This is a genomic window from Lysobacter sp. P5_B9, assembly GCF_054049835.1.
In genome coordinates this window covers 735,193-755,557 of record NZ_JBFULP010000001.1, presented here as the reverse complement: position 1 = coordinate 755,557, position 20,365 = coordinate 735,193, and the positions used below count along the sequence as shown (strand labels likewise).

The window sequence follows — 20,365 nt, the reverse complement described above, 5'->3', positions numbered from 1 at the left end:
CCGATGGTGCTGGTCGACAGCCACTGCCATCTGGATGCCGCGGAATTCGATGCGGACCGCCATGCGGTGATTGCCCGCGCCCAGGCTTCTGGAGTGACGCGGCAGATCGTTCCCGCGGTCGATGCGGCCCACTGGCCGAAGCTGCGCGATGTCTGTTCGCGCGGCACCGGGCTGTTCCCGGCTTACGGCCTGCATCCGATGTACGTGGACGTGCACCGGCCGGAGCACCTGACGCAGTTGCGCGAATGGATCGAGCGCGAGCGGCCCGTCGCCGTCGGCGAATGTGGGCTGGATTACTTCGTCGAAGGACTCGACCGCGACACCCAGTCGCTTTACTTCGATGGCCAGCTGCGTCTCGCGCGCGATTTCGACCTGCCGGTCGTCGTGCATGCGCGCCGCGCAGTGGATGCGGTCATCGCCGCGATCCGCAAGACGGGCAAGCTGCGCGGGGTCGTGCACAGCTATTCCGGGAGCGTCGAACAGGCGCGGCAGCTGTGGGATCTCGGCTTCCTGATCGGGCTTGGGGGTCCGGTCACCTACGACCGCGCCAATCGCCTGCGCCAGCTGGCGCGCACCATGCCGCTGGAATTCCTGCTGCTCGAGACCGATGCGCCAGACCAGCCAGATGCCGGCATCCGTGGGCAGCGCAACGAACCTGCGCGGTTGGCGAACGTGCTGGCGGTGATCGCGCAGTTGCGGCAACAGAGCCAGACGGAAATCGCCGCGGTTACGACGGCCAACGCGGAGCGCCTGTTCGGGATCGGGCAGGACGCCTGACCTGGCGCGCGTGCTTTTCTTGCGCGCGGGCCATTACAGGGCGCAAGCATCGCGCTTTTTTCCCGGGGCGCGTTTGAGTGGACCTCAGCTGCTGGCGGTGTCGCGGCGCGGCTTCAACAGGAGCTCCAGCGCCCGGCCCACGGCGGCGAATGCAAACGTGCCGGTGATGTGCGTCGCCGCGCCCAGCCCCGCACCGCAGTCCAGCTTCAAGGCCGCCTCGCCACTGACCTGCGGCCGCACGCCGCACACGCTGCCATCGGGTTGCGGGTATTGGACGTTCTCCAGCGAATAGATCGCGGAAACGCCGAAGTAGCGGTCGCGGTTCTTCGGGAAGTTGAACTCGCTGCGCAACTTCTTGCGGATCAGCGCGAGCATCGCGTCGTGTTCGGTGCGTGACAGGTCGCGCACGCGCACGAGCGTGGGGTCGGTGCGACCGCCCGCGGAGCCGCACACGATCAGGGGCAGCTTGCGCCGGCGGCACCATGCGACCAGCTCGACCTTGCTGCGGAAGCTGTCGCAGGCATCCAGGACCAGGTCGAAGCCGCGATCGAGCAGCGTCTCGATGTTGCTGGCCGTGAGGAAGTTGGGGATGGCTTCCACCTCGATGCCCGGGTTGATGGCGCGGCAACGCTCGGCCATCGCTTCGACCTTGTTGCGGCCGTACTGGCCCTGCAGCGCCGGCAACTGGCGGTTGGTGTTGGACACGCACAGGTCGTCGGCGTCGATCAGGCACAGGTGGCCGATACCGCTACGCGCCAGCGCTTCCACGGCCCACGACCCGACGCCGCCCATGCCGATCACGGCAATGCGGGCATGGGCGAAACGCCGCAGGGCGCCCCTACCGTAGAGACGGTCGATGCCGCCGAAACGTTCTTGCCAGCGGGGATCCAGTGCTTGCGTGGTCATGCGCATAGTGTAAGCGGCGCCCGGTGGCGAATCCGGGTGTTGCCTTGTTATGGTGCGCGGCAAGTCGCCGCGGCACGCGGCACAACGAAGGAGTCACGCATGAGCGATCCCAACCCCGGTACGGCAGTCCGCAAGGGCCATGGCTCCAAGTACCTCTTCCTGTTCCTGCTCGGCCTGGTCGTGGGCGCCATCGGCGTGGTGATGGCGCTGCGCGCGTGGGATGCCCGCAAGGACCACTTCCCGGAAAGCCTCATGCATGTGCAGGACTGGCACATGGACCGGTTGGTCAAGGCAACGGAACAGAACCGCTGTGCCGCCACGGACACGCTGCCTCATCTCAAGGCACTGCGCATGACGGCCGACGACATTGAACTTGCGTTCCCCGGACTGGCCGACGACCAGCGCTTCTCCGACGCGGCGAGCAAGTTGCGCGGCACGCTCGACGGTGCGCTCACTGCGCCACCGATGAACTGTGAAGGCGTGGCGAAACTGGCCAAGGACATCGGCGCCAACTGCAAGGCGTGCCACCAGGATTTCCGCTGATCCAGAAACCACCTCTCCCGCTGGGGGCTGAACGCACCAGCGGGCAGGGCCCAAAGTTGATGGCCGGTTCACGCGGCCCCACCTAGGTTGGGACACGTGGTCCTGGCGCATGACATCGCATGACATGAAGCAATGCGCCGCCACGGTATCCCCACCAAGGAGCGTCGCATGAATATCCGCAATCCCCTTCTGATCTGCGTTGCCGCGGCCTCGATGGCACTGGCCGGCTGCGCCACGTCACCCGGGTACAGCAGCACGTCACCCGGGTACAGCAGCAGCGGCTACGGCGGTTCGAGCGCATCCTGCTATGACTGCGGCACCGTCACCCATATCGAACAAATCGGCCAACCCAGCAGCGGCGTGACCGGCGCGGTACTCGGCGGCGTCGTCGGGGCTGCCGCGGGTCGCGAGATCGCCAACGACAAGAGCAAGGGCCAGCAGAATACGGCTACAGCGGCCGGCGCGGTCGTTGGTGCAGTCGCTGGCAGTGCAATCGAACGCAACGTCCACGGCGCGCACTACAACGTCTATGTCCGCATGGACGACGGGCGCACGGTGACGGTCACGCAGAACGACCTCAACGGCGTCCATGAGGGCTCGTACGTCCGTGTCTCCAACGGACACGCCACGCTGCGTTGACACGTTGCTTTGATACGCAGCTCGACCGGAAAGAAAAGGCCCGCAATCGCGGGCCTTTTACTGCTCGCAATGAGCACAAAAGAAACCCGGCCGGGGCCGGGTTTCAAAAATCCTGTTACGCGGTCAGACCGCGCCGGGACAATTACATCGGTTCGACAGCGTCAGCCTGCAGGCCCTTCTGGCCCTGGACGACGGTGAACGTGACCTTTTGGCCTTCCTTCAGGCTCTTGAAGCCCTGGGACTGGATCGCGCGGAAGTGCACGAACACATCTTCGCCGTTTTCACGGCTGATGAAGCCAAAGCCCTTGGCATCGTTGAACCACTTGACGGTACCGGTTTCACGGTTCGACATTTTTACTTGCTCCCTGGAACGTTTGCTGGTTGTGACACGACTTGCGTCGTGTGCTGGTTCGCAAGGAGGAAGCGAGGTGCAACGATGTAGCGGATCGATGGATCAACCGCATCGGGCCACGGTTCACGGTGACCCTGGCAAACACAGCGCCCGCACCGTACCCCGGGATCGGTGAAAATGCAACGGCGGGCGCGGACCGGCAAGCACCCAGAAAACGACCAGATATCGGGGACAGGCGGGATGGAATTTCAGACTATTTATTACGTGCTTGCGGTAGTGATGATGCTGGTGGGAATCGCTGGCACCGTGCTTCCTGCCCTGCCCGGCCTGCCCCTGGTCTTCGCCGGAATGCTGCTCGCCGCCTGGGCAGGCGGGTTCGAGCAGGTGGGTGGCTGGACGATGGCGATACTGGCGGTGCTGACACTGTTCTCGCTGGGCATCGACTTCATGGCCACGGCCCTTGGCGCCAAGCGGGTCGGCGCCAGCAGGCCGGCCCTGGTCGGTGCGGTCCTGGGTACCTTCGCCGGCTTGCTGTTCGGAGTCGTGGGCGTCTTCATTGGCCCCTTCGTCGGGGCCCTGCTGGGTGAGCTGGTCTGGCTGCGCGGCGTGGGCGGCCGCGAACTCGGCCAGGCGACCAGGGTAGGCCTGGGGACATGGCTGGGAATAGTCATTGGCACGGTGCTCAAGCTGGGCCTGGCCTTCGTGATGGTCGGACTGTTCGCCATCGCGTGGTTCGTATGAGCTTTGGGCAGCCGGGTGCCCCCGTCAAAGCCACCGCCCTGTTCCTGCTCTGCTCCACGTTTCCCGCACTGGCCCAGCAGGCACAACCGCCGACACCCAATCCGGAAGCCTGCGTCGCCATCGCGGCCGATCCCGACCGCCTGGCCTGCTATGACGCCGCGATGAAACGCCACGCGTCCGACACCAGCGCGGCCGACCAGGCCGCCGTCGATGCCAAGGCGACCCGGCAGGTCATCGAGCAGTACGAACGCCTCGAACGCGAAAACCTGCCGGCGAAGGAACGCACGCGCCGCGTGGTCAGCGACCTGTTCCGCAAGGAGCACGACTCCGTCTTCGAGGAACGCATCGCGAACGCCGGCAAGGGCTCGCTGCTCGACACCCGCTGGGAGCTGGCCAAGGACTCGAAGCTGGGCGTCTTCAACTTCCGCGCCTACAAGCCGGTCTACCTGTTGCCCGCGTTCTGGACCAGCGACACCAACGAGTTACCCAGTTCCTCCAACCCGACCAGGGTGCCGCCGCAACGGCAATCGCTGGATCCGGTCGAAGCCAAGTTCCAGCTCAGCTTCAAGACCAAGGTCGTGGAGAACCTGTTCGGGGACAACGGCGACCTGTGGGCGGCGTACACCCAGAGCTCGCGTTGGCAGGTCTACAACGCCGACGAATCGCGCCCGTTCCGCGAAACCGACTACGAACCCGAGGTGATGCTGGTGTTCCGCAACAGCTGGTCGCTCGGCGGCTGGCACGGGCGCCTGCTCGGTTTTGGCGTGAACCACCAGTCGAATGGCCGCGCCGACCCGATCTCGCGCAGTTGGAACCGAATCGTGGCCAACGTCGGCCTGGATCGCGACAACTGGGCGGTGATGGTGCGTCCGTGGTGGCGCATCCCCGACGGTCGCAACGCCGACGAGAACCCCGGCATCGAGGACTACATCGGCCGCGGCGACGTCACCCTGGTACATCGCTGGAACGACCACGAATTCGCGCTGATGGCGCGCCACTCCCTGCGCACCGGCGACAACGCACGCGGTGCGGCGCAATTCGACTGGGGCTTCCCGATCAACCGCACCCTGCGCGGCCATGTGCAGGTGTTCGATGGCTATGGCGAAAGCCTGATCGACTACGACCACAGGGCCTGGTCTCTCGGCCTGGGCATTTCGCTGCTGGAGTGGTTCTGAGCCGGGGCCCGTGCGCCGCGGCGCCCGGGTTTCACACCGCATTGCGGAACGGCTCTCCAGAGTGCGCGAATGCCCTGGACCCGCAAGCGCATGCTCTGGACGATCGCAATCACAGCCTTGGCGACCTTGTTGGTGGTCGTGTTGTCGCTCAACTTCGTGGTCCCCGAGAAGAAGCTCGAGCGCAAGATCGAACACCGCTACGCCGTCTCCGACCCGCAGTTCCGGCGCGAGATGGGCGTGTTGCTTGGCCCGGCGATCCTGCCAGGCAACCGCGTCACCGACCTGGAAAACGGCGACGAGATCTTCCCCGCGATGCTGGCCGCGATCCGCGGCGCGCAGAAGACGATCACGTTCGAGACCTACATCTACTGGGAGGGTCACATCGGCAAGGACTTCGCCGATGCGCTGTCCGAACGTGCACGCGCCGGCGTGGCGGTGAACGTCACCATCGACTGGGCCGGCAGCATCACCATGGACGAGAAACAGCTGCAGCAGATGCAGGACGCGGGCGTGCACGTCGAACGCTACCGCCCGCTGCACTGGTACAACCTGGGGCGCATCAACAACCGCACGCATCGCAAGCTGCTGGTGGTCGACGGCCGCGTGGGCTTCACCGGCGGCGTCGGCATCGGCGACCCTTGGCAGGGCAATGCCCAGGATGCAGATCACTGGCGCGACGTGCACTTCCGCATCGAAGGACCGGTGGTCGCGCAGTTCCAGTCCGCCTTCAACGACAACTGGATCAAGACCACCGGCCAGGTGCTCAACGGCGCCGACTACTTCCCGCCCTTGCAAGCGGCCGACGGAGTGGATGCGCACATGTTCATCAGTTCGCCGGCGGGCGGCAGCGAGAGCATGCACCTGATGTACCTGATGGCGATCGCGGCGGCTGAGCACACGATCGACCTTGAAGCCGCCTATTTCATCCCGGACGAACTCATCAGCAAGGCGCTGATCGCCGCACGCCACCGCGGCGTGCGCATCCGCGTGCTGGTGCCGGGGAAGAACACCGACTCCGATGCTGCCCGCGTCGCGTCGAAGGAAGGCTGGGGACCGCTGTTGCTGGCCGGCATCGGGATCTGGGAATACGAGCCGACGATGTTCCACAACAAGATGCTGATCGTGGACGGCGAACTGGTGTCGGTGGGCTCCACCAACTTCGACCTGCGCTCGTTCCGGCTGAACGACGAAGCCAGCCTCAATGTCTACGACCGCGCCTTCGCGGCGCGGATGACCGAAGTGTTCGAGAGCGACCTGAAGCCGACGCGGCGCTACACCTACCAGGCCTGGCAGAAGCGGCCGCTCAAGGAAAAACTCTTCGAGAAGTTCATCCTGCCGCTCAAGTCGCAGTTGTAGTGCCGGGCATCCCGGCACTCTGTCGGCAGCTCAGGCGACGACCACCGGAATCTTGCCGATCTTCGCCTGCCATTCGCGCGGGCCGGTCTCATGCACCGACGTACCCTGCGAATCCACGGCCACGGTCACGGGCATGTCCTGCACTTCGAATTCGTAGATCGCCTCCATGCCCAGGTCTGCGAAGCCGACGACCCTGGCCGCCTTGATCGCCTTCGACACCAGGTACGCGGCGCCACCCACGGCCATCAGGTAGGCCGACTGATGCTTCTTGATCGCCTCGATCGCGGCCGGGCCGCGCTCGGCCTTGCCGACCATGCCCATCAGTCCCGTCTGCGCCAGCACCTGTTCGGTGAACTTGTCCATGCGCGTGGCGGTGGTGGGACCGGCGGGGCCGACGACTTCGTCGCGCACCGGATCGACCGGACCGACGTAGTAGATGAAGCGGCCCTTGAGGTCGACCGGCAGCGGCTCGCCCTTGTTGAGCATGTCGACCATGCGCTTGTGCGCGGCGTCGCGGCCGGTGAGCAGCTTGCCGTTGAGCAGCAGCACTTCGCCCGGCTTCCACGAGGCGACGTCTTCTTTGGTCAGCGTATCGAGGTCGACGCGACGGCCCTTCGACGCGTCGTAGGTGAGTTCCGGCCAATCGGCGAGCGATGGCGGATCCAGCATCACCGGGCCGCTGCCGTCGAGGGTGAAGTGCGCGTGGCGCGTGGCGGCGCAGTTCGGGATCAGCGCGACCGGCAGGTTCGCCGCATGCGTCGGGTAATCCTTGACCTTGATGTCGAGCACCGTGGTCAGGCCGCCCAGGCCCTGGGCACCGATGCCGAGCGCATTGACCTTTTCGTACAGCTCCAGCCGCAGCTCTTCGGCGCGATTCGACGCACCGCGCTGCTGCAGGTCGGTGATGTCGATCGGCTCCATCAGCGCTTCCTTGGCCAGCAGCATCGCCTTCTCGGCGGTGCCGCCGATGCCGATGCCGAGCATGCCCGGCGGGCACCAGCCGGCGCCCATGGTCGGCACGGTCTTGAGCACCCAGTCGACGATCGAGTCGGACGGATTGAGCATGGCGAACTTCGACTTCGCTTCCGAGCCGCCGCCCTTGGCCGCGACGATCACTTCGACCGTGTTGCCCGGCACGACCTTCACGTTCACGACGCCCGGCGTGTTGTCCTTGGTATTGGTGCGCTTGCCGGCGGGATCGGCCAGCACCGACGCGCGCAGCTTGTTGTCCGGATGGTTGTAGGCGCGGCGCACGCCTTCGTGGACCATGTCCTCGACGCCCATCGTGGCGTCGTCCCAGCGCACGTTCATGCCGATCTCGAGGAACACGGTGACGATGCCGGTGTCCTGGCAGATCGGGCGGTGGCCCTCGGCGCACATGCGCGAGTTGATCAGGATCTGGGCGATCGCGTCCTTGGCCGCCGGCGATTCCTCGCGTTCATAGGCGGCGGCGAGGTTCCGGATGTAGTCGACCGGGTGGTAGTACGAGATGTACTGCAGGGCGTCGGCGATCGACTGGATCAGGTCCTCCTGCCGGATCGCGACGGGGGTGGAAACGGACACGGACGAAGCGGAGTTACGGCTCACGGCGGATGAGGGGTTGGCTGCAGGGGGACGCAATTGTACCCACCCCGACCCCGTTGGCCGCCCGGGGGTTAGGAAACCGTTCTCCCGAGCAGGCAAGGAGCCAGTCCGGGATTCCTGAATGCCCTTGCCCCACGTCCTCCTGGAGATGCCCAATGTCTTTCCCGGCACGCCCCCTCGCCTGCATGGCCACCGCCGCCCTGGCGCTCGCGATCCCCGCGCAGGCGTTTGCGGTGGAACCGCTCGACACGTTCAGCGTCCGCCTCAGCGGCTACGTCAGCACATTCGACACTTCGATACGGGCCGACGGCGAGACCGAGCGCGGCACCCCCGTCGACCTGCACCGCGACCTCGGTCTGGACAAGGACAACATCATCGCCAACATCGGCCTGACCTGGCGCCCGTGGGAGCACCACGAGTTCGGCCTGGGCTACTACACCCAGAGCGCCGACAAGACCCGCGTGACCCAGCGGGATATCGAGTTCGACGGCACCCTCTACCAGGCCCAGAGCACGGTTCGCGCCGAATCCGACATCGACGCCTACGAGGCCTATTACGTGTGGTGGGCCGCTTCGAACGAGCGCTGGGCCCTGGGCCCGCGTTTCGGCCTGGTCTGGTACCGGATGAAACTGGGCCTGGCGCTGGAAGTCGACGCCAATGGCAACCAGGTCGGCGGGTCCATCAGCAACGACGTGTCCGCCGACCTGCCGGCGCCCACGATCGGTGGCAGCTGGCGCTGGGCGTTCCACGACGACTGGCGCATGTCGGCCGATGCCGGCTATTTCTCCATGAACGTGAACGATGTCGACGGCAGCGTCTGGTTCGGGCGCCTCGGCATCGAATGGTTCCCGTGGGAGCGCTCGGGCTTCCTGCTGGACTACACCATCAGCAAGATCAAAGTCGATGCCACCAAGTCGGACTTCGACGGCAATGTCGACTTCAAGGACAGCGGCCTGCGCCTGGGCTACGTCTACCGCTTCTGACGTCCAATCGGTCCGCCGTTGGCAGGCAACGGCGGCCCTTGCCGCTTTCCCGGTACTCCGTCGCAACGACGGCGTACGAGCGCGAGCACGCTGATGGCGCTCCGCGCCAGGTGCTGCCCGCGTTGAGCCCCGGGCATCCGGACGAAACCATCACCTCGCACAAGCGCAGTCCCGATTACAAAGAACGCCCACTCAGGCGAGGCGCGTGCCATGGCAAGCAATCCCGTCGGCTGGTTCGAAATCTATGTGCAGGACATGGCTAGGGCGAAGGCCTTCTATGAAGCCGTCTTCACCGCCCGCCTGGAACGACTCGATTCCCCGGGCATCGAGATGTGGGCCTTCCCGATGCATTCCGGGCAGCCGGGCGCCGCGGGTTCGCTGGTGAAGATGGAGGGCTATCCATCCGGCGGCAACAACACCATCGTCTACTTCACCTGCACGGACTGCTCGGTGGAAGCGAAGCGCGCGTCGGCAAGTGGTGGCAGGATATTCAAGGACAAATTCTCCATCGGCCAGTACGGCTTCATCGCCCTGGTAACCGATACCGAAGGCAATCTGATTGGCCTGCATTCCATGCAGTGAACACCATCCCAATCCGGCGTGATTCCCAGCGGCTGCGGCCGCAGTTGCGAACGGGAGGACTCCCCATGTCAACAAGAGTGAATCTCGGGAAGGCGGCCCCCGAGTTGTACCAGGCCGTCGCCGGACTCGAAAAGCTGGCTGCGAAATCCATCGCCTCGGCGGGGCTGGCGGATGGATTCGCCCATCTTTTGCGTCTCCGCGCTTCGCAGCTCAATCAATGCGCCTACTGCGTCCGGATGCATACCCGCGATGCCTTGGCCAACGGCGAATCCACCGACCGGATCAGCGTCCTTCCCGCATGGCGGGAAAGTGCCTATTTCGACGCCAGGGAATGCGCGGCGCTGGAACTGACGGAAGCAATCACTTTCATAGCGGACGGACAGGTGCCCGATTCCACGTACGAACTCGCCGCCGCCAGTCTTTCAAGCGAAGAGATCGCGGCTGTCGAGTGGCTTGCCGTCGTGATCAATGCCTGGAATCGGATCGCGATTTCCAGTCGGTATCCGGTCGCGCCGTAATTGCCGGCGCAAGAGGACGCGACCGTCTTGCGTGGTTGAGGCTCCGCTCGAAGCCATGCGTACCCGTCGCCTCCAGCGGATCGTCCTCACCAGTTTCGTGGTGACGTTCGTGTGCGCGCGGATCGTCGTGTTCCTCATCATGACCCGCGACATCCCGGACCTTTACATCCACGTCGGCGGCACCCACGTACACCACCTGAATTTCGGCATCTTCCTGCTCTCCATCGTGGGTGCGGTGCTGCTGTTTTCCCCTCCCGACGGGAAATGGCGCGATGTCCTCGCGGTGACCTACGGCGTGGGATTGGCCCTCACTTTCGACGAGTTCGGCATGTGGTTGCACATGGGCGGCAGCTATTGGCAACGCGGCAGCTTCGATGCGATCACCGTCATCGCCGCGCTGCTCGCTCTCGCCGCCTACATGCCTCCGCCCAGGCGATGGAGCCGGCGCCGGCTGGCCTGGACAGTGTTGCTGCTCTGCCTGGTAGGCCTGTTCTTCTGGCGCCTGTCGGTCGCGCTATCCCCGCTTGAGGGCCGCACGCTGCCGAGGCTCGAGCAGATCGAGCGCCAAGCCCCGCGTTGAGGCTCGATTTGCGTTCACCCGTTCGCCGCAACGCGCGGGCACAATCAGGCAATGGCAGCCTCACCTGATTCGATTCCAACGGGCACGGGCCCTCCCCGTCCCGGGCAGCCCAGCCTGCGCGACCGCTTCAACGCGCTGCGCAACCTGCCACCGTTCCTCAGGCTGATCTGGGCGACCAGTCCGGGGCTGACGCTGGCAACGCTCGGACTGCGCGTGGTCCGCGCTTTCCTGCCCATCGCCACGCTGTACGTCGGCAAGCTGATCATCGATGAAGCGGTGCGCCTGGTGGCCGCGGGAGCCTCGTTCGAATCGTTCGCTGCCGCATGGCACGGCGGGCAACTGGATCACCTGCTGTGGTTGCTGGTCGTGGAGTTCGCCCTTGCGATCGCCTCCGACCTGCTGGGGCGGATGATCAGTTACGGCGACGCCCTGCTGTCGGAGCTGTTCACCAACGCCACCAGCGTGCGCCTGATGGAACACGCGGCGACGCTGGACCTCGAGGACTTCGAGGATCCCGACCTGCAGGACAAGCTCGATCGCGCGCGCCGCCAGACCATGGGGCGCATGAACCTGATGAGCCAGCTGTTCGGCCAGGTGCAGGACATGATCACCGTGGTCACCTTCGCCGCCGGCCTGCTGGTGTACGCGCCATGGCTGATCGTGCTGCTGGCGGTGGCACTGGTGCCCGCGTTCGTCGGCGAGGCGCACTTCAATGCACTGGGTTACTCGCTGAACTTCGCGTGGACCCCGGAGCGGCGCCAGCTGGAATACATCCGCCAGATGGGCGCGAGCGTGGAGACGGCGAAGGAGGTGAAGATCTTCAACCTCAATCGCTTCTTCATCACCCGCTTCCGTGAGCTGTCCGACAAGTTCTTCGTCGCCAACCGCAAGCTCGCGCGGCGGCGCGCGTTCTGGGGCACTCTGCTGGCGGCGCTGGGCACGCTGGGCTACTACGCCGCGTATGCCTACATCGCATGGCGCACGGTGAAGGGGGATTTCAGCATCGGCGACCTCACTTTCCTGGCGGGCAGCTTCCGCCGCCTGCGGCAGTTGCTGGAAGGCCTGCTGGTGGGGTTTTCACAAGTCGCGGGACAGGCGCTTTACCTCGACGACCTGTTCTCGTTCTTCGAGATCAAGGCGGAGATCCATTCGCCGCGAAATCCGCTGCCCGTGCCGCAGCCGATCAGCCGGGGCTTCGTGTTCGAGAACGTCGGCTTCCGCTATCCCGATGCCGAACGCTGGGCGCTGCGTGCGCTGGATTTCGAGCTGCGCGCGGGCGAGGTACTGGCGCTGGTTGGCGAGAACGGCGCCGGCAAGACCACGCTGGTCAAGCTGCTGGCGCGCCTGTACGACCCCGACGAGGGCCGCATCCTGCTCGACGGCCGCGACCTGCGCGACTACGACCTCGACGACCTGCGCGCGAACATCGGCGTGATCTTCCAGGACTTCGTGCGTTACCACCTCACCGCCGGCGAAAACATCGGCGTCGGCCAGATCGATGCGATGTACGACCGGGAGCGGATCCGCGAAGCCGCCCGGCGCGCGATGGCGGACCAGGTGATCGAACCCCTGCCCCACGGCTACGACCAGCTCATCGGCCGCCGCTTCAAGACCGGCGTGGACCTGTCCGGGGGACAGTGGCAGAAGATCGCGATCGCACGCGCGTACATGCGCGACGCGCAGGTGATGATCCTCGACGAACCAACCGCCGCGCTGGACGCACGCAGCGAATTCGAGGTGTTCCAGCGCTTCAAGGAACTGTCGAGCGACCGCACCGCGATACTGATCTCGCATCGCTTCAGCAGCGTGCGGATGGCGGACCGGATCCTGGTACTCAACGAAGGCCGGCTGGAAGCCAGCGGCACGCATCCCGAACTGATCGCGCAAGGTGGACGTTATGCAGAGCTCTTTGAATTGCAGGCCGCGGGCTATCGCTAGCCATCTGCCGGGAAAGCAGCTGCGCCTGCGGGTGCTCGGCATCGCCCTGCCCGTTCTGCTCCTGCCGATGCTTGGCTGCCAGGCGCCCAACGCTTCGGCCGCCGCCGAGGCCCCGAAGCCCTCCACGCAGGTCGTATCGAGCCGGCTGGGGGAAGTGCGCGTCACCACCATTGCCAGCGGTCTCGTGCATCCGTGGTCGGTGGCGCTGCTGCCGCAGGGCGGATTCCTGGTGACCGAACGTCCGGGCCGCATGCGACGCATCGGCGCAGATGGAGCGGTGTCCGCGCCGCTGGCGGGCGTGCCGGCCGTGTTCGCACAGGGCCAGGGCGGCCTGCTCGATGTCGCGCTGGCGCCCGACTTCGCCTCCAGCCGGCGTATTTATTTCACCTATGCCGAGCCCGGCGAGGGCGACACCGCCGGCACCGCGGCGGCGGTTGCCACGTTGGGCGAGCGTTCGCTCGAAGGCGTCAAGGTGATCTATCGGCAGGTGCCGAAGGTCGAAGGCTCCAACCATTTCGGGTCGCGCCTCGCCTTCGACATCATGCCTGGCAACATCAGGCCTACCGGAAGCGGCGGCCACGTCTTCATCAGCCAGGGTGAGCGCCAACAGCGGATGCTCGCGCAACAACTCGGAGTGCTGCAGGGCAAGCTGGTGCGGCTGAATCTCGATGGCAGCGTGCCAAAGGACAACCCCTTCGTCGGGCGCAAGGACGCGCGGCCGGAAATCTGGAGCTATGGCCACCGCAACATGCAGGGCCTGGCGATCGATCCGCGCACGGGAACGCTGTGGGAAAGCGAGCACGGGCCGCGCGGCGGCGACGAGATCAATCTCCCGCGGGCCGGCAGGAACTATGGCTGGCCGATCATCACCAACGGCATCGACTACTCGGGATTTCCCATTTCCGAGGCGGTGGGCACGTCAGCGCCGGGCATGGAGCAGCCCTACCACATGTGGGCGAAATCGCCGGCGCTGTCGGGCATGGCATTCCTGGTGAATCAACCCCGGTCGAAGTGGAACAACAGCCTGTTCCTCGGCGCATTGGCCGACGCCAGCCTGATCCGGCTCACGCTCGATGGCGACCGCGTGGTGGGCGAGGAACGCCTGCTCAAGGAGATGGGTGCACGCATCCGCGACGTGCGCGTGGGCCCGGATGGCGCCGTATATATCCTGACCGACGAAGACGACGGGAAGCTGCTGCGCCTCGACCCGCCCAGGTGAACCTGTCTTTACATCGGGCCCGCTAGGCTGTCGGCAGTTCAGGGAGTCGATACCCATGAGCGATACGTCGAGCGGACTCGCGCGTACGGCGCGGATCCTGCGCTTCCTGCTCAAATACCGCGGCGCCGGAGTCTTCACCGGGCTCGACCTCGACTTCGTGAATGACGGCGACACGCCGGAAATCACGGGCAAGCCGGAGGAATTCGTCGCCGACCTCGTAGCGCTCGGCCCGACCTTCATCAAGTTCGGACAGGCCCTGTCGACGCGCCCCGACCTGGTGCCGCCAGCGTATCTCGCCGCGCTGGAACGCACCCAGGACAACGTCGCGCCGGTACAGATCGAACAGATCCGTGCGGTGCTCGAAGCCGAACTGGGAGTGCGCCCCAGCCATCTCTTCGAGACATTCGACGACGTGCCACTCGGCAGCGCTTCGCTCGCGCAGGTGCATCGCGCGACGCTGCGGGATGGCCGCGACGTCGCGGTCAAGGTGCAGCGGCCCGGCATCAGGAGGCTGATCCACACCGACCTCGATGCGCTGGCAACCATTGCGAGCCGCGCCGACCTGGCGACCAGCGTCGGGCGCCGCGTGCACTTTGCCGACTGGGTACACGAGTTCCGCAAGGCGCTGGTTTCCGAACTGGATTACCACTCCGAGGCCGAGAACCTCAGCCGTTTCCGCCAGCACTTCCGCGACTACCCGGAACTGTTCGTGCCCGCGCCGTTGTGGGATTTCAGCACCCGGCACGTACTCACGATGGAACTGGTGACCGGACACAAGGTCACTGAGCTGAGTGGCCTGTTCCGCACCGAACACGACGTCGGCGACCTCGCCGAAGCGCTCTTGCGCGGCTACCTCGACCAGGTGCTGGTGCACGGCGACATCCACGCCGATCCGCACCCGGGCAACCTGCTGGTGATGGAAGACGGGCGGCTCGCCCTGTTCGACCTCGGCATGGTCGTGCACGTGCCGCCGCGACAGCGCGACCGATTGTTCCGCCTGCTGTTCGCGGCCGTCGACGGACGCGGCGAGGAAGTCGCACGCGAGGCGGTCGGGATGGGCATACGGCTGGAGGCTTTCGAGGAGGACCGTTACCAGCGCGAAGTCGGCCAACTGGTGGCGCGTTACGCCGCGCACCCCAGCGCATCGGCCAGCGAGAGCCGGTTGCTGTTCGACATCGTGCGCATCAGCACCGCCTGCGGACTGCGCTCGCCGTCGGAACTCAGCCTGCTCGGCAAGACGCTGGCGCACCTGGAAACGGTTTGCCGTGCGCTGGATCCGCGCATGGACATGAAACGCGTGGTCGACGGCCATCTCGACCGCGTGATGGGCGAGCGCCTGCGGCGCTCGCTCGCGCCGCATCGCGTGGCCAGCGAGCTGATGGACCTGCAGACGCTCACGCGCGAGGCGCCGCGCAAGCTTTCGGACATGCTCTCGCTGCTCGCCGACAACCGCTTCCAGATCCGCGTCACCGGGCTGGAGGAGTCGCGGTTGATGGAGAACATGCAGAAGATCGCCAACCGCATCACCACCGGGCTCATCGTCGCGGCGTTGATCATCGCGGCCGCGATGATCATGCGGATCGAGACGGCGTACCGGCTCTTCGGCTACCCGGCGCTGGCCCTGGTGCTGTTCGTGGTGGCGGCGGCGCTGGGGATCAGCATCGTGGTGAGCGCCCTGCTTCGCGACCGCAGGGCCAGGCCGCGGGAGGAATCGGGGCCGCGTTGAGGAGTGCGTCATGGGCTCCTCCGGCGCAAGGGGCGGCGCCCGATTTCTGGTAATGCGGCGGGCCAGCTAAAATGCCCTCCCCCGCGTCGTACTTCCCCTCCATGTCCTCCGCTTTCGGCACCGAGACCGTGCTGGATGTCCGTCACTGGACGGACTCCTACTTCAGCTTCACCACCACCCGCGACGACGGCTTCCGTTTCGACAACGGCCAGTTCGTCATGATCGGGCTGCAGGTGCCTGCGGGAGACGGGCAGGACGGCGCCAGCAAGCCGCTGCTGCGCGCGTACTCGATCGCCAGCGCGAACTGGGAAGAACAACTGGAGTTCTTCAGCATCAAGGTGCCCAACGGGCCGCTGACCTCGCGCCTGAAGGACATCCAGCCCGGCGACCACGTGCTGATCGGCCGCAAGCCCACCGGCACCCTGCTCATCTCCGACCTGCATCCGGGGCGCAACCTGTACCTGCTCGGCACGGGCACCGGGTTCGCACCATGGCTGGCGGTGATAAAGGACCCGGAAACCTACGACCGGTTCGACAAGGTCATCCTCTGCCACGGCGTGCGCAACGTGCAGGACCTGGCGTACCGCGATTACATCGTCAACGAGCTGCCGCGGCACGAATTCCTCGGCGAGCAGATCGGCGCCAAGCTGAAGTACTACCCGGCCGTGTCGCGCGAGGACTTCGACTTCAATGGCCACGACCAGCGCGGGCGCCTCACCGACCTCATGGCCAGCGGCAGGATGATGGACCAGCTCGGCATCGAGCCGCTCGACGCGGAACACGACCGCGCCATGATCTGCGGCAGCCCGCAGATGCTCGCGGATTTCCGCGGGCTGCTGGATGGACGCGGTTTCACCGCCGCGCCGCGCATCGGCACGGCCGGGCAATACGTGTTCGAGCGCGCGTTCGTCGAAAAGTGAAGGCGTTCAGCCGCTGCGCAGCCAGCGCTCGGCGGCGTGCTCGCTGGTGAATACCCGGGCGTCATAGCCCGCGTCGCGCGCGTAGAGCTCGCAGAACTCGATTTCGTGCATGCCCCTGGGTTTGACGTGGGCGATGCGGAAGCGCTTCAGGCCGGTGTCGGCCATCATCAGGACCAGCTCCAGCCAATGCGCTTCCGATAACGGTTCGCCTTGCAGTTCGTCGACCACCAGCAGGCCCGCCCCTTTGGCGGCGCCCAGCTGGGAATGGATGGAACGCCAGCAGGCCACCGTATTGGCGAAGGTTTCCTCGCCGCGCACATGCACGCGCAGGCCCAGCGGGTGCGGTAGCACCTCGATCTGCAGCGGTGCCGGCACTGGCATGGAGGTGGATCCCCGGGATCACGGCGCGTGCCTGAGCTTACTCCCGCCCGATGCGCAGGGGCATGGGACTTTAGGCCGCAGTCCCGATGCGCAGCGCATCGCGATAAGTCCGACTGCAGGGGACGGCCGTGCCATCGCGCATGCCCACCCGCGCATCGCCGGTATCCAGTGGTTCGATCTCACCCACGCAGTCGAGGTTGACGATGTAGCTGCGGTGCACGCGCACGAAACGCCTGGGATCGAGCTGGGCCTCGATCGCGGCCATCGTCGTGCGCAGCGGGTAATCGCGTCCGCGCAGGTGCAGGTTCACGTAATTGCCGGAGGCCTGCAGCCACTCGACGTCGGCCGCGGCGATCAGGAATTCCTTGCCCAGCTTGCGCACCAGGAACCGCTCGGGGCGCTCGGGCTGCTCCACCAGCGGCGTGTCGTCGGGCGCGGCCAGCACGCTCGCTTCGCCTTGCAGGCGGCGCACCAGCAGGCGGTAGAGCTCGATCAGCACGACCAGGCCGGCGAAGTGGCGTACGTCCTTGAGGTATTCGTAGAAGAATTCGGTCAACCACGGGCCGAAGTCGTAGTGGCCGCCCTGCGTCGCATAGACCAGCTTGCGCAGGCCGACCATGCCCGCCACGTGCAGCGCCGACCACGCCACGCTGCCCAACAGCATCCATGGCAGGTTGCGGCGCCAGGTATCGAAATGCAGCGGAAAGCGGCGGGTGAACCACAACACTGCCGGGACCAGGGCCAGGGAGACGAGGTGGCTGGTCCATTCCCACACGGCCGGTTCCCAGCTGGCGAAGGCGAGGTGCAGGCGACGGATGTCCATCAGCACGGTCACGCTGTTGGCCAGCGCGCCCACCAGGTAACTGACGATCCAGAAGCCCCACTCCACCGAACGCCGCCAGGGCTGGTAGCGGTCCCACAGGGTGTCGGCGGAATGGGCGCTGGAAACAGAAGGCGGCGGCACGGGGGAATTCATGCCGCGCATTCTCGCCCAGCCCGGCGCGAAAGCGGTCCCGGTTCGTCCCATGGGTCCACGGTTCGTCCCCGCGGCCGTGCAATCAATCACTTGCGCGTGGCCAGGATGCCCGCGCGGTCCCATGGTGATGGCCATTCCAGCCACGGACTGCCGCCATGCACCAGCGCCGCCACGACATCGATGCCCTGCGCGCCCTCGCTTTCGCCCTGCTCATCCTCTACCACTGGTGCATGTTGTACGTCGGCGGCGAGGACTGGGACTGGCACCTCAAGAGCACCTACCTCGGCGAATGGCTGCAGGTCCCGATGCTCTTCGTGAACCGCTGGCGGATGGACCTGATCTTCCTGATCTCCGGCCTGTCCGTGCATTTCCTGCTGCGCGACACGCGCCCCGGGCGCTTCATCGCCCAGCGCAGCTGGCGACTGCTGCTTCCCCTGACCTTCGGGTGCCTGGTAGTGGTGCCCGTGCAGCCGTATGTGCAGGGCATCGCCCACGGGGCAGTCGAACCCGGCTACCTGCACTTCCTCGCCGATTACTTCGGCGGGCGACAGTGGCCGCAGGATGCCTTCGACGGCTGGGAGCACGGCTTCACCTGGAACCACTTGTGGTACCTGATCTACCTGTGGTGCTACACGATGGTGTTCGCCGCCCTGCGCCCGATCCTGCGTCGCCTGCCCAATCCCTTCGCGCGCCTGCGCGGCACCTGGCTGCTGGTCCTGCCCGCGCTGCCACTCGTGGTGTGGACGCTGACCCTGCAGCCGCTGTTCGATGAAACCGGCGACCTGATCCACGACTGGTACCGCCACGCCATCTATTTCACCGTCTTCCTGTACGGCTGGTGGCTCGGCGCGGACAACGGCGTCTGGGACGAACTGGTGCGCCTGCGCCGGCACGCACTGACCAGCGCGCTGCTGCTGGTGTCGGCCTACATGGCCATGGTGTTCGGCCTGCCCGACGACTCGCCGGAATGGGTCCTGGTGGTCGGGCGCACCCTGCGCAACCTCTACATCTGGATGGCCCTGTGCGCGATCCTCGGTTGGGCGAAGGCGTATCTGAATCGCTCGTTCCGCTGGCTGCCCTGGGCGAACGAAGCCGTGTATCCCTGGTACGTGCTGCACCAGAGCCTGATCCTGCTGCTCGCGTACTGGTTACTGCCCCTGCACCTCGGCCCGGTGCTGGAACCACTGCTCGTGCTTGCCGGTACGGTTGCCGGCTGCGCGCTGCTGCACGAATTCGTGATTCGCCGCGTGCGCTGGCTGCGGCCTTGCTTCGGTTTGAAACCGGTAGTGCGGCCGGAGCCTGAGCGTGGCTCAGCTGGCCTGCTGGTACCGGGTCGGAACGCCTAGCTGGCCGGATGCGAACAACCCGTTCGAAAAATGCGAACAGAGGGGGTAGGCCTTCGCGCTATCCAGTGCGCCCCGCTCGTCAGTGCGCCCCGCTCGCCTGCTCCGGCAGATCGAACAGCCACCGTACCGCGCGCGGAAACTCGGCGCGCCACGCCGTTTCGTTGTGCTCGGCCTCGGGTGCGACGTGCACGGTCACCGCCACTTTGTCCGGTTGCGCACGCAGGATGGTCGCCATTTTCTCCAGCATGGGCACGGACTCCTCGCCTTCGCGGCCGCCGGCGTACAGGTAGATGCGCGAGCCGGCCGGGAGCGGCGTGCGCGATGCGATCGCGAAAGGCTCGTCGGAGACCCAATACGACGGCGAGAACACGCCCGCCTTGGCGAACACCTGCGAGTAGCGATGCAGGGTGTAGTCCGCCGACAGCCCACCCAGCGAGCTGCCCAGGATCGCGGTGTGCTCGCGATCCGGCAGGGTGCGGTAGTTGGCGTCGATGAAGGGCTTGACCACGTTGACGACATCGGCGACGAAGGCGCTGCCGAGATTGGGCAGGAAGCGCACGTTCGGGTACGGGATCAGCTCGTTGAAACGCAGTTCGCCGCCGTGGTCGATGCCGACGACGATCGCGGGGAAGTCATCATCCCGCGCCAGCTTGTCCATGGTTTCGTCGACGCCCCACTCGCCCGCGTAGCTGGTGGCGTCGTCGAACAGGTTCTGCCCGTCGAACATGTACAGCACCGGATAGCGCCGCGTGCCTTGCGCGTAGTCCGGCGGCAGGTACACGCGCAGCCGGCGGGCGTAGCCGAGTTGCGGCATGCGCAGTGGCGGGACGAATACGCGCACGGTCGGGCCGGCGGTATGCGGGCGCGCGGGTTCGTCCGCGGCCGCGGGCAGGCACGCGAGCAGGAAGGCGAAGGCGAGTACGCGCGCCAGCATGGGGTTCTCCTGATTGGACGACACCTTGCCGGATGAGGGCGCGCGGCGGCCTGTCCCATCCGTCATGGGCTGCTTCCTTGGCGGCGGCTTCGTCGTAGCGCAGGAGCCTTGCTTCGGTTGAAGCCGGTAGTGCGGCAGGAGCCCGAGCGTGGCGCCGCTGGCCTGCTGGTAACGGGTCGGAACGCCTAG

21 protein-coding genes are annotated in these 20,365 nt (G+C 66.1%); 15 read left to right on the top strand and 6 right to left on the bottom strand.

Annotated features, from left to right (window positions below; genetic code table 11):
• Positions 1 to 3: 3 nt before the first annotated feature.
• Positions 4 to 777, top strand: coding sequence for a TatD family hydrolase (locus tag ACXJJ9_RS03545; RefSeq protein WP_457095846.1), 774 nt, complete (start codon positions 4 to 6; stop codon positions 775 to 777).
• A gap of 84 nt (positions 778 to 861) precedes the next feature.
• Here ACXJJ9_RS03545 and tcdA read toward each other — a convergent pair whose 3' ends face one another.
• Positions 862 to 1,683, bottom strand: coding sequence for a tRNA cyclic N6-threonylcarbamoyladenosine(37) synthase TcdA (gene tcdA / locus ACXJJ9_RS03540; RefSeq protein WP_457095845.1), 822 nt, complete (start codon positions 1,681 to 1,683; stop codon positions 862 to 864).
• Between the two features lie 99 nt (positions 1,684 to 1,782).
• Here tcdA and ACXJJ9_RS03535 point away from each other — a divergent pair, with 99 nt between their 5' ends.
• Together ACXJJ9_RS03535 and ACXJJ9_RS03530 are read left to right on the top strand one after the other, a co-directional pair.
• The gene (locus ACXJJ9_RS03535) at positions 1,783 to 2,226 is read left to right on the top strand and encodes a hypothetical protein (protein WP_457095844.1); all 444 of its coding nucleotides are present in this window, start codon (positions 1,783 to 1,785) and stop codon (positions 2,224 to 2,226) included.
• A gap of 174 nt (positions 2,227 to 2,400) precedes the next feature.
• Positions 2,401 to 2,865 carry a glycine zipper 2TM domain-containing protein gene (locus ACXJJ9_RS03530; RefSeq protein ID WP_457096151.1) on the top strand — a complete coding sequence of 155 codons (465 nt, stop codon included), beginning with the start codon at positions 2,401 to 2,403 and terminating at the stop codon, positions 2,863 to 2,865.
• 142 nt (positions 2,866 to 3,007) lie between these two features.
• Here the strand turns inward: ACXJJ9_RS03530 and ACXJJ9_RS03525 are convergent, their stop codons facing one another.
• Positions 3,008 to 3,217, bottom strand: coding sequence for a cold-shock protein (locus ACXJJ9_RS03525; protein ID WP_310051957.1), 210 nt, complete (start codon positions 3,215 to 3,217; stop codon positions 3,008 to 3,010).
• Positions 3,218 to 3,457: 240 nt separating this feature from the next.
• Here ACXJJ9_RS03525 and ACXJJ9_RS03520 point away from each other — a divergent pair, with 240 nt between their 5' ends.
• The 3 genes from ACXJJ9_RS03520 to ACXJJ9_RS03510 all read left to right on the top strand — a co-directional run bounded on the left by ACXJJ9_RS03520 (position 3,458) and on the right by ACXJJ9_RS03510 (position 6,489).
• On the top strand, positions 3,458 to 3,958 hold the full coding sequence (locus ACXJJ9_RS03520; RefSeq protein WP_457095843.1) for a DUF456 domain-containing protein: 501 nt from the start codon (positions 3,458 to 3,460) through the stop codon (positions 3,956 to 3,958).
• Positions 3,955 to 5,133: a phospholipase A gene (locus ACXJJ9_RS03515; RefSeq protein WP_457095842.1), complete on the top strand. Its 1,179-nt coding sequence runs from the start codon at positions 3,955 to 3,957 to the stop codon at positions 5,131 to 5,133. Before ACXJJ9_RS03520 ends, ACXJJ9_RS03515 begins: the two co-directional genes overlap by 4 nt.
• Positions 5,134 to 5,223: 90 nt before the next feature.
• Positions 5,224 to 6,489, top strand: coding sequence for a phospholipase D-like domain-containing protein (locus ACXJJ9_RS03510; RefSeq protein WP_457096150.1), 1,266 nt, complete (start codon positions 5,224 to 5,226; stop codon positions 6,487 to 6,489).
• Positions 6,490 to 6,519: 30 nt separating this feature from the next.
• On the opposite strand, the gene ACXJJ9_RS03505 is transcribed toward ACXJJ9_RS03510, so the two are convergent.
• A complete protein-coding gene (locus tag ACXJJ9_RS03505; RefSeq protein ID WP_457095841.1) occupies positions 6,520 to 8,052 on the bottom strand; it encodes a fumarate hydratase in 1,533 nt (510 codons plus the stop codon).
• Positions 8,053 to 8,228: 176 nt separating this feature from the next.
• On the opposite strand from ACXJJ9_RS03505, the gene ACXJJ9_RS03500 reads away from it, so the two are divergent.
• From ACXJJ9_RS03500 to ACXJJ9_RS03465, 8 genes are all read left to right on the top strand, one after another.
• Complete coding sequence (locus ACXJJ9_RS03500) at positions 8,229 to 9,056, top strand: hypothetical protein (RefSeq protein WP_457095840.1); 828 nt, start codon at positions 8,229 to 8,231, stop codon at positions 9,054 to 9,056.
• Between the two features lie 210 nt (positions 9,057 to 9,266).
• Positions 9,267 to 9,638, top strand: coding sequence for a VOC family protein (locus ACXJJ9_RS03495; protein ID WP_457095839.1), 372 nt, complete (start codon positions 9,267 to 9,269; stop codon positions 9,636 to 9,638).
• A 65-nt stretch (positions 9,639 to 9,703) separates the two neighbouring features.
• Positions 9,704 to 10,156: a carboxymuconolactone decarboxylase family protein gene (locus ACXJJ9_RS03490; RefSeq protein WP_457095838.1), complete on the top strand. Its 453-nt coding sequence runs from the start codon at positions 9,704 to 9,706 to the stop codon at positions 10,154 to 10,156.
• Between the two features lie 55 nt (positions 10,157 to 10,211).
• Positions 10,212 to 10,736: a hypothetical protein gene (locus tag ACXJJ9_RS03485; RefSeq protein WP_457095837.1), complete on the top strand. Its 525-nt coding sequence runs from the start codon at positions 10,212 to 10,214 to the stop codon at positions 10,734 to 10,736.
• Positions 10,737 to 10,787: 51 nt separating this feature from the next.
• A complete protein-coding gene (locus ACXJJ9_RS03480; RefSeq protein WP_457095836.1) occupies positions 10,788 to 12,674 on the top strand; it encodes an ABC transporter ATP-binding protein in 1,887 nt (628 codons plus the stop codon).
• A 31-nt stretch (positions 12,675 to 12,705) separates the two neighbouring features.
• The gene (locus ACXJJ9_RS03475; protein ID WP_457095835.1) at positions 12,706 to 13,893 is read left to right on the top strand and encodes a PQQ-dependent sugar dehydrogenase; all 1,188 of its coding nucleotides are present in this window, start codon (positions 12,706 to 12,708) and stop codon (positions 13,891 to 13,893) included.
• A gap of 55 nt (positions 13,894 to 13,948) precedes the next feature.
• Complete coding sequence (locus ACXJJ9_RS03470) at positions 13,949 to 15,619, top strand: ABC1 kinase family protein (protein ID WP_457095834.1); 1,671 nt, start codon at positions 13,949 to 13,951, stop codon at positions 15,617 to 15,619.
• A gap of 101 nt (positions 15,620 to 15,720) precedes the next feature.
• Positions 15,721 to 16,539 carry a ferredoxin--NADP reductase gene (locus ACXJJ9_RS03465; RefSeq protein WP_457095833.1) on the top strand — a complete coding sequence of 273 codons (819 nt, stop codon included), beginning with the start codon at positions 15,721 to 15,723 and terminating at the stop codon, positions 16,537 to 16,539.
• Between the two features lie 6 nt (positions 16,540 to 16,545).
• On the opposite strand, the gene ACXJJ9_RS03460 is transcribed toward ACXJJ9_RS03465, so the two are convergent.
• Both ACXJJ9_RS03460 and ACXJJ9_RS03455 read right to left on the bottom strand, forming a co-directional pair.
• A complete protein-coding gene (locus ACXJJ9_RS03460; RefSeq protein WP_457095832.1) occupies positions 16,546 to 16,920 on the bottom strand; it encodes a hypothetical protein in 375 nt (124 codons plus the stop codon).
• Between the two features lie 70 nt (positions 16,921 to 16,990).
• Entirely contained in the window at positions 16,991 to 17,896 is a 906-nt protein-coding gene (locus tag ACXJJ9_RS03455) for a LytTR family DNA-binding domain-containing protein (protein WP_457095831.1), read from the bottom strand.
• Between the two features lie 155 nt (positions 17,897 to 18,051).
• On the opposite strand from ACXJJ9_RS03455, the gene ACXJJ9_RS03450 reads away from it, so the two are divergent.
• On the top strand, positions 18,052 to 19,242 hold the full coding sequence (locus tag ACXJJ9_RS03450) for an acyltransferase family protein (protein WP_457095830.1): 1,191 nt from the start codon (positions 18,052 to 18,054) through the stop codon (positions 19,240 to 19,242).
• Between the two features lie 79 nt (positions 19,243 to 19,321).
• Here the strand turns inward: ACXJJ9_RS03450 and ACXJJ9_RS03445 are convergent, their stop codons facing one another.
• Positions 19,322 to 20,242 carry an alpha/beta hydrolase gene (locus ACXJJ9_RS03445; RefSeq protein ID WP_457095829.1) on the bottom strand — a complete coding sequence of 307 codons (921 nt, stop codon included), beginning with the start codon at positions 20,240 to 20,242 and terminating at the stop codon, positions 19,322 to 19,324.
• Positions 20,243 to 20,365 lie beyond the last annotated feature (123 nt).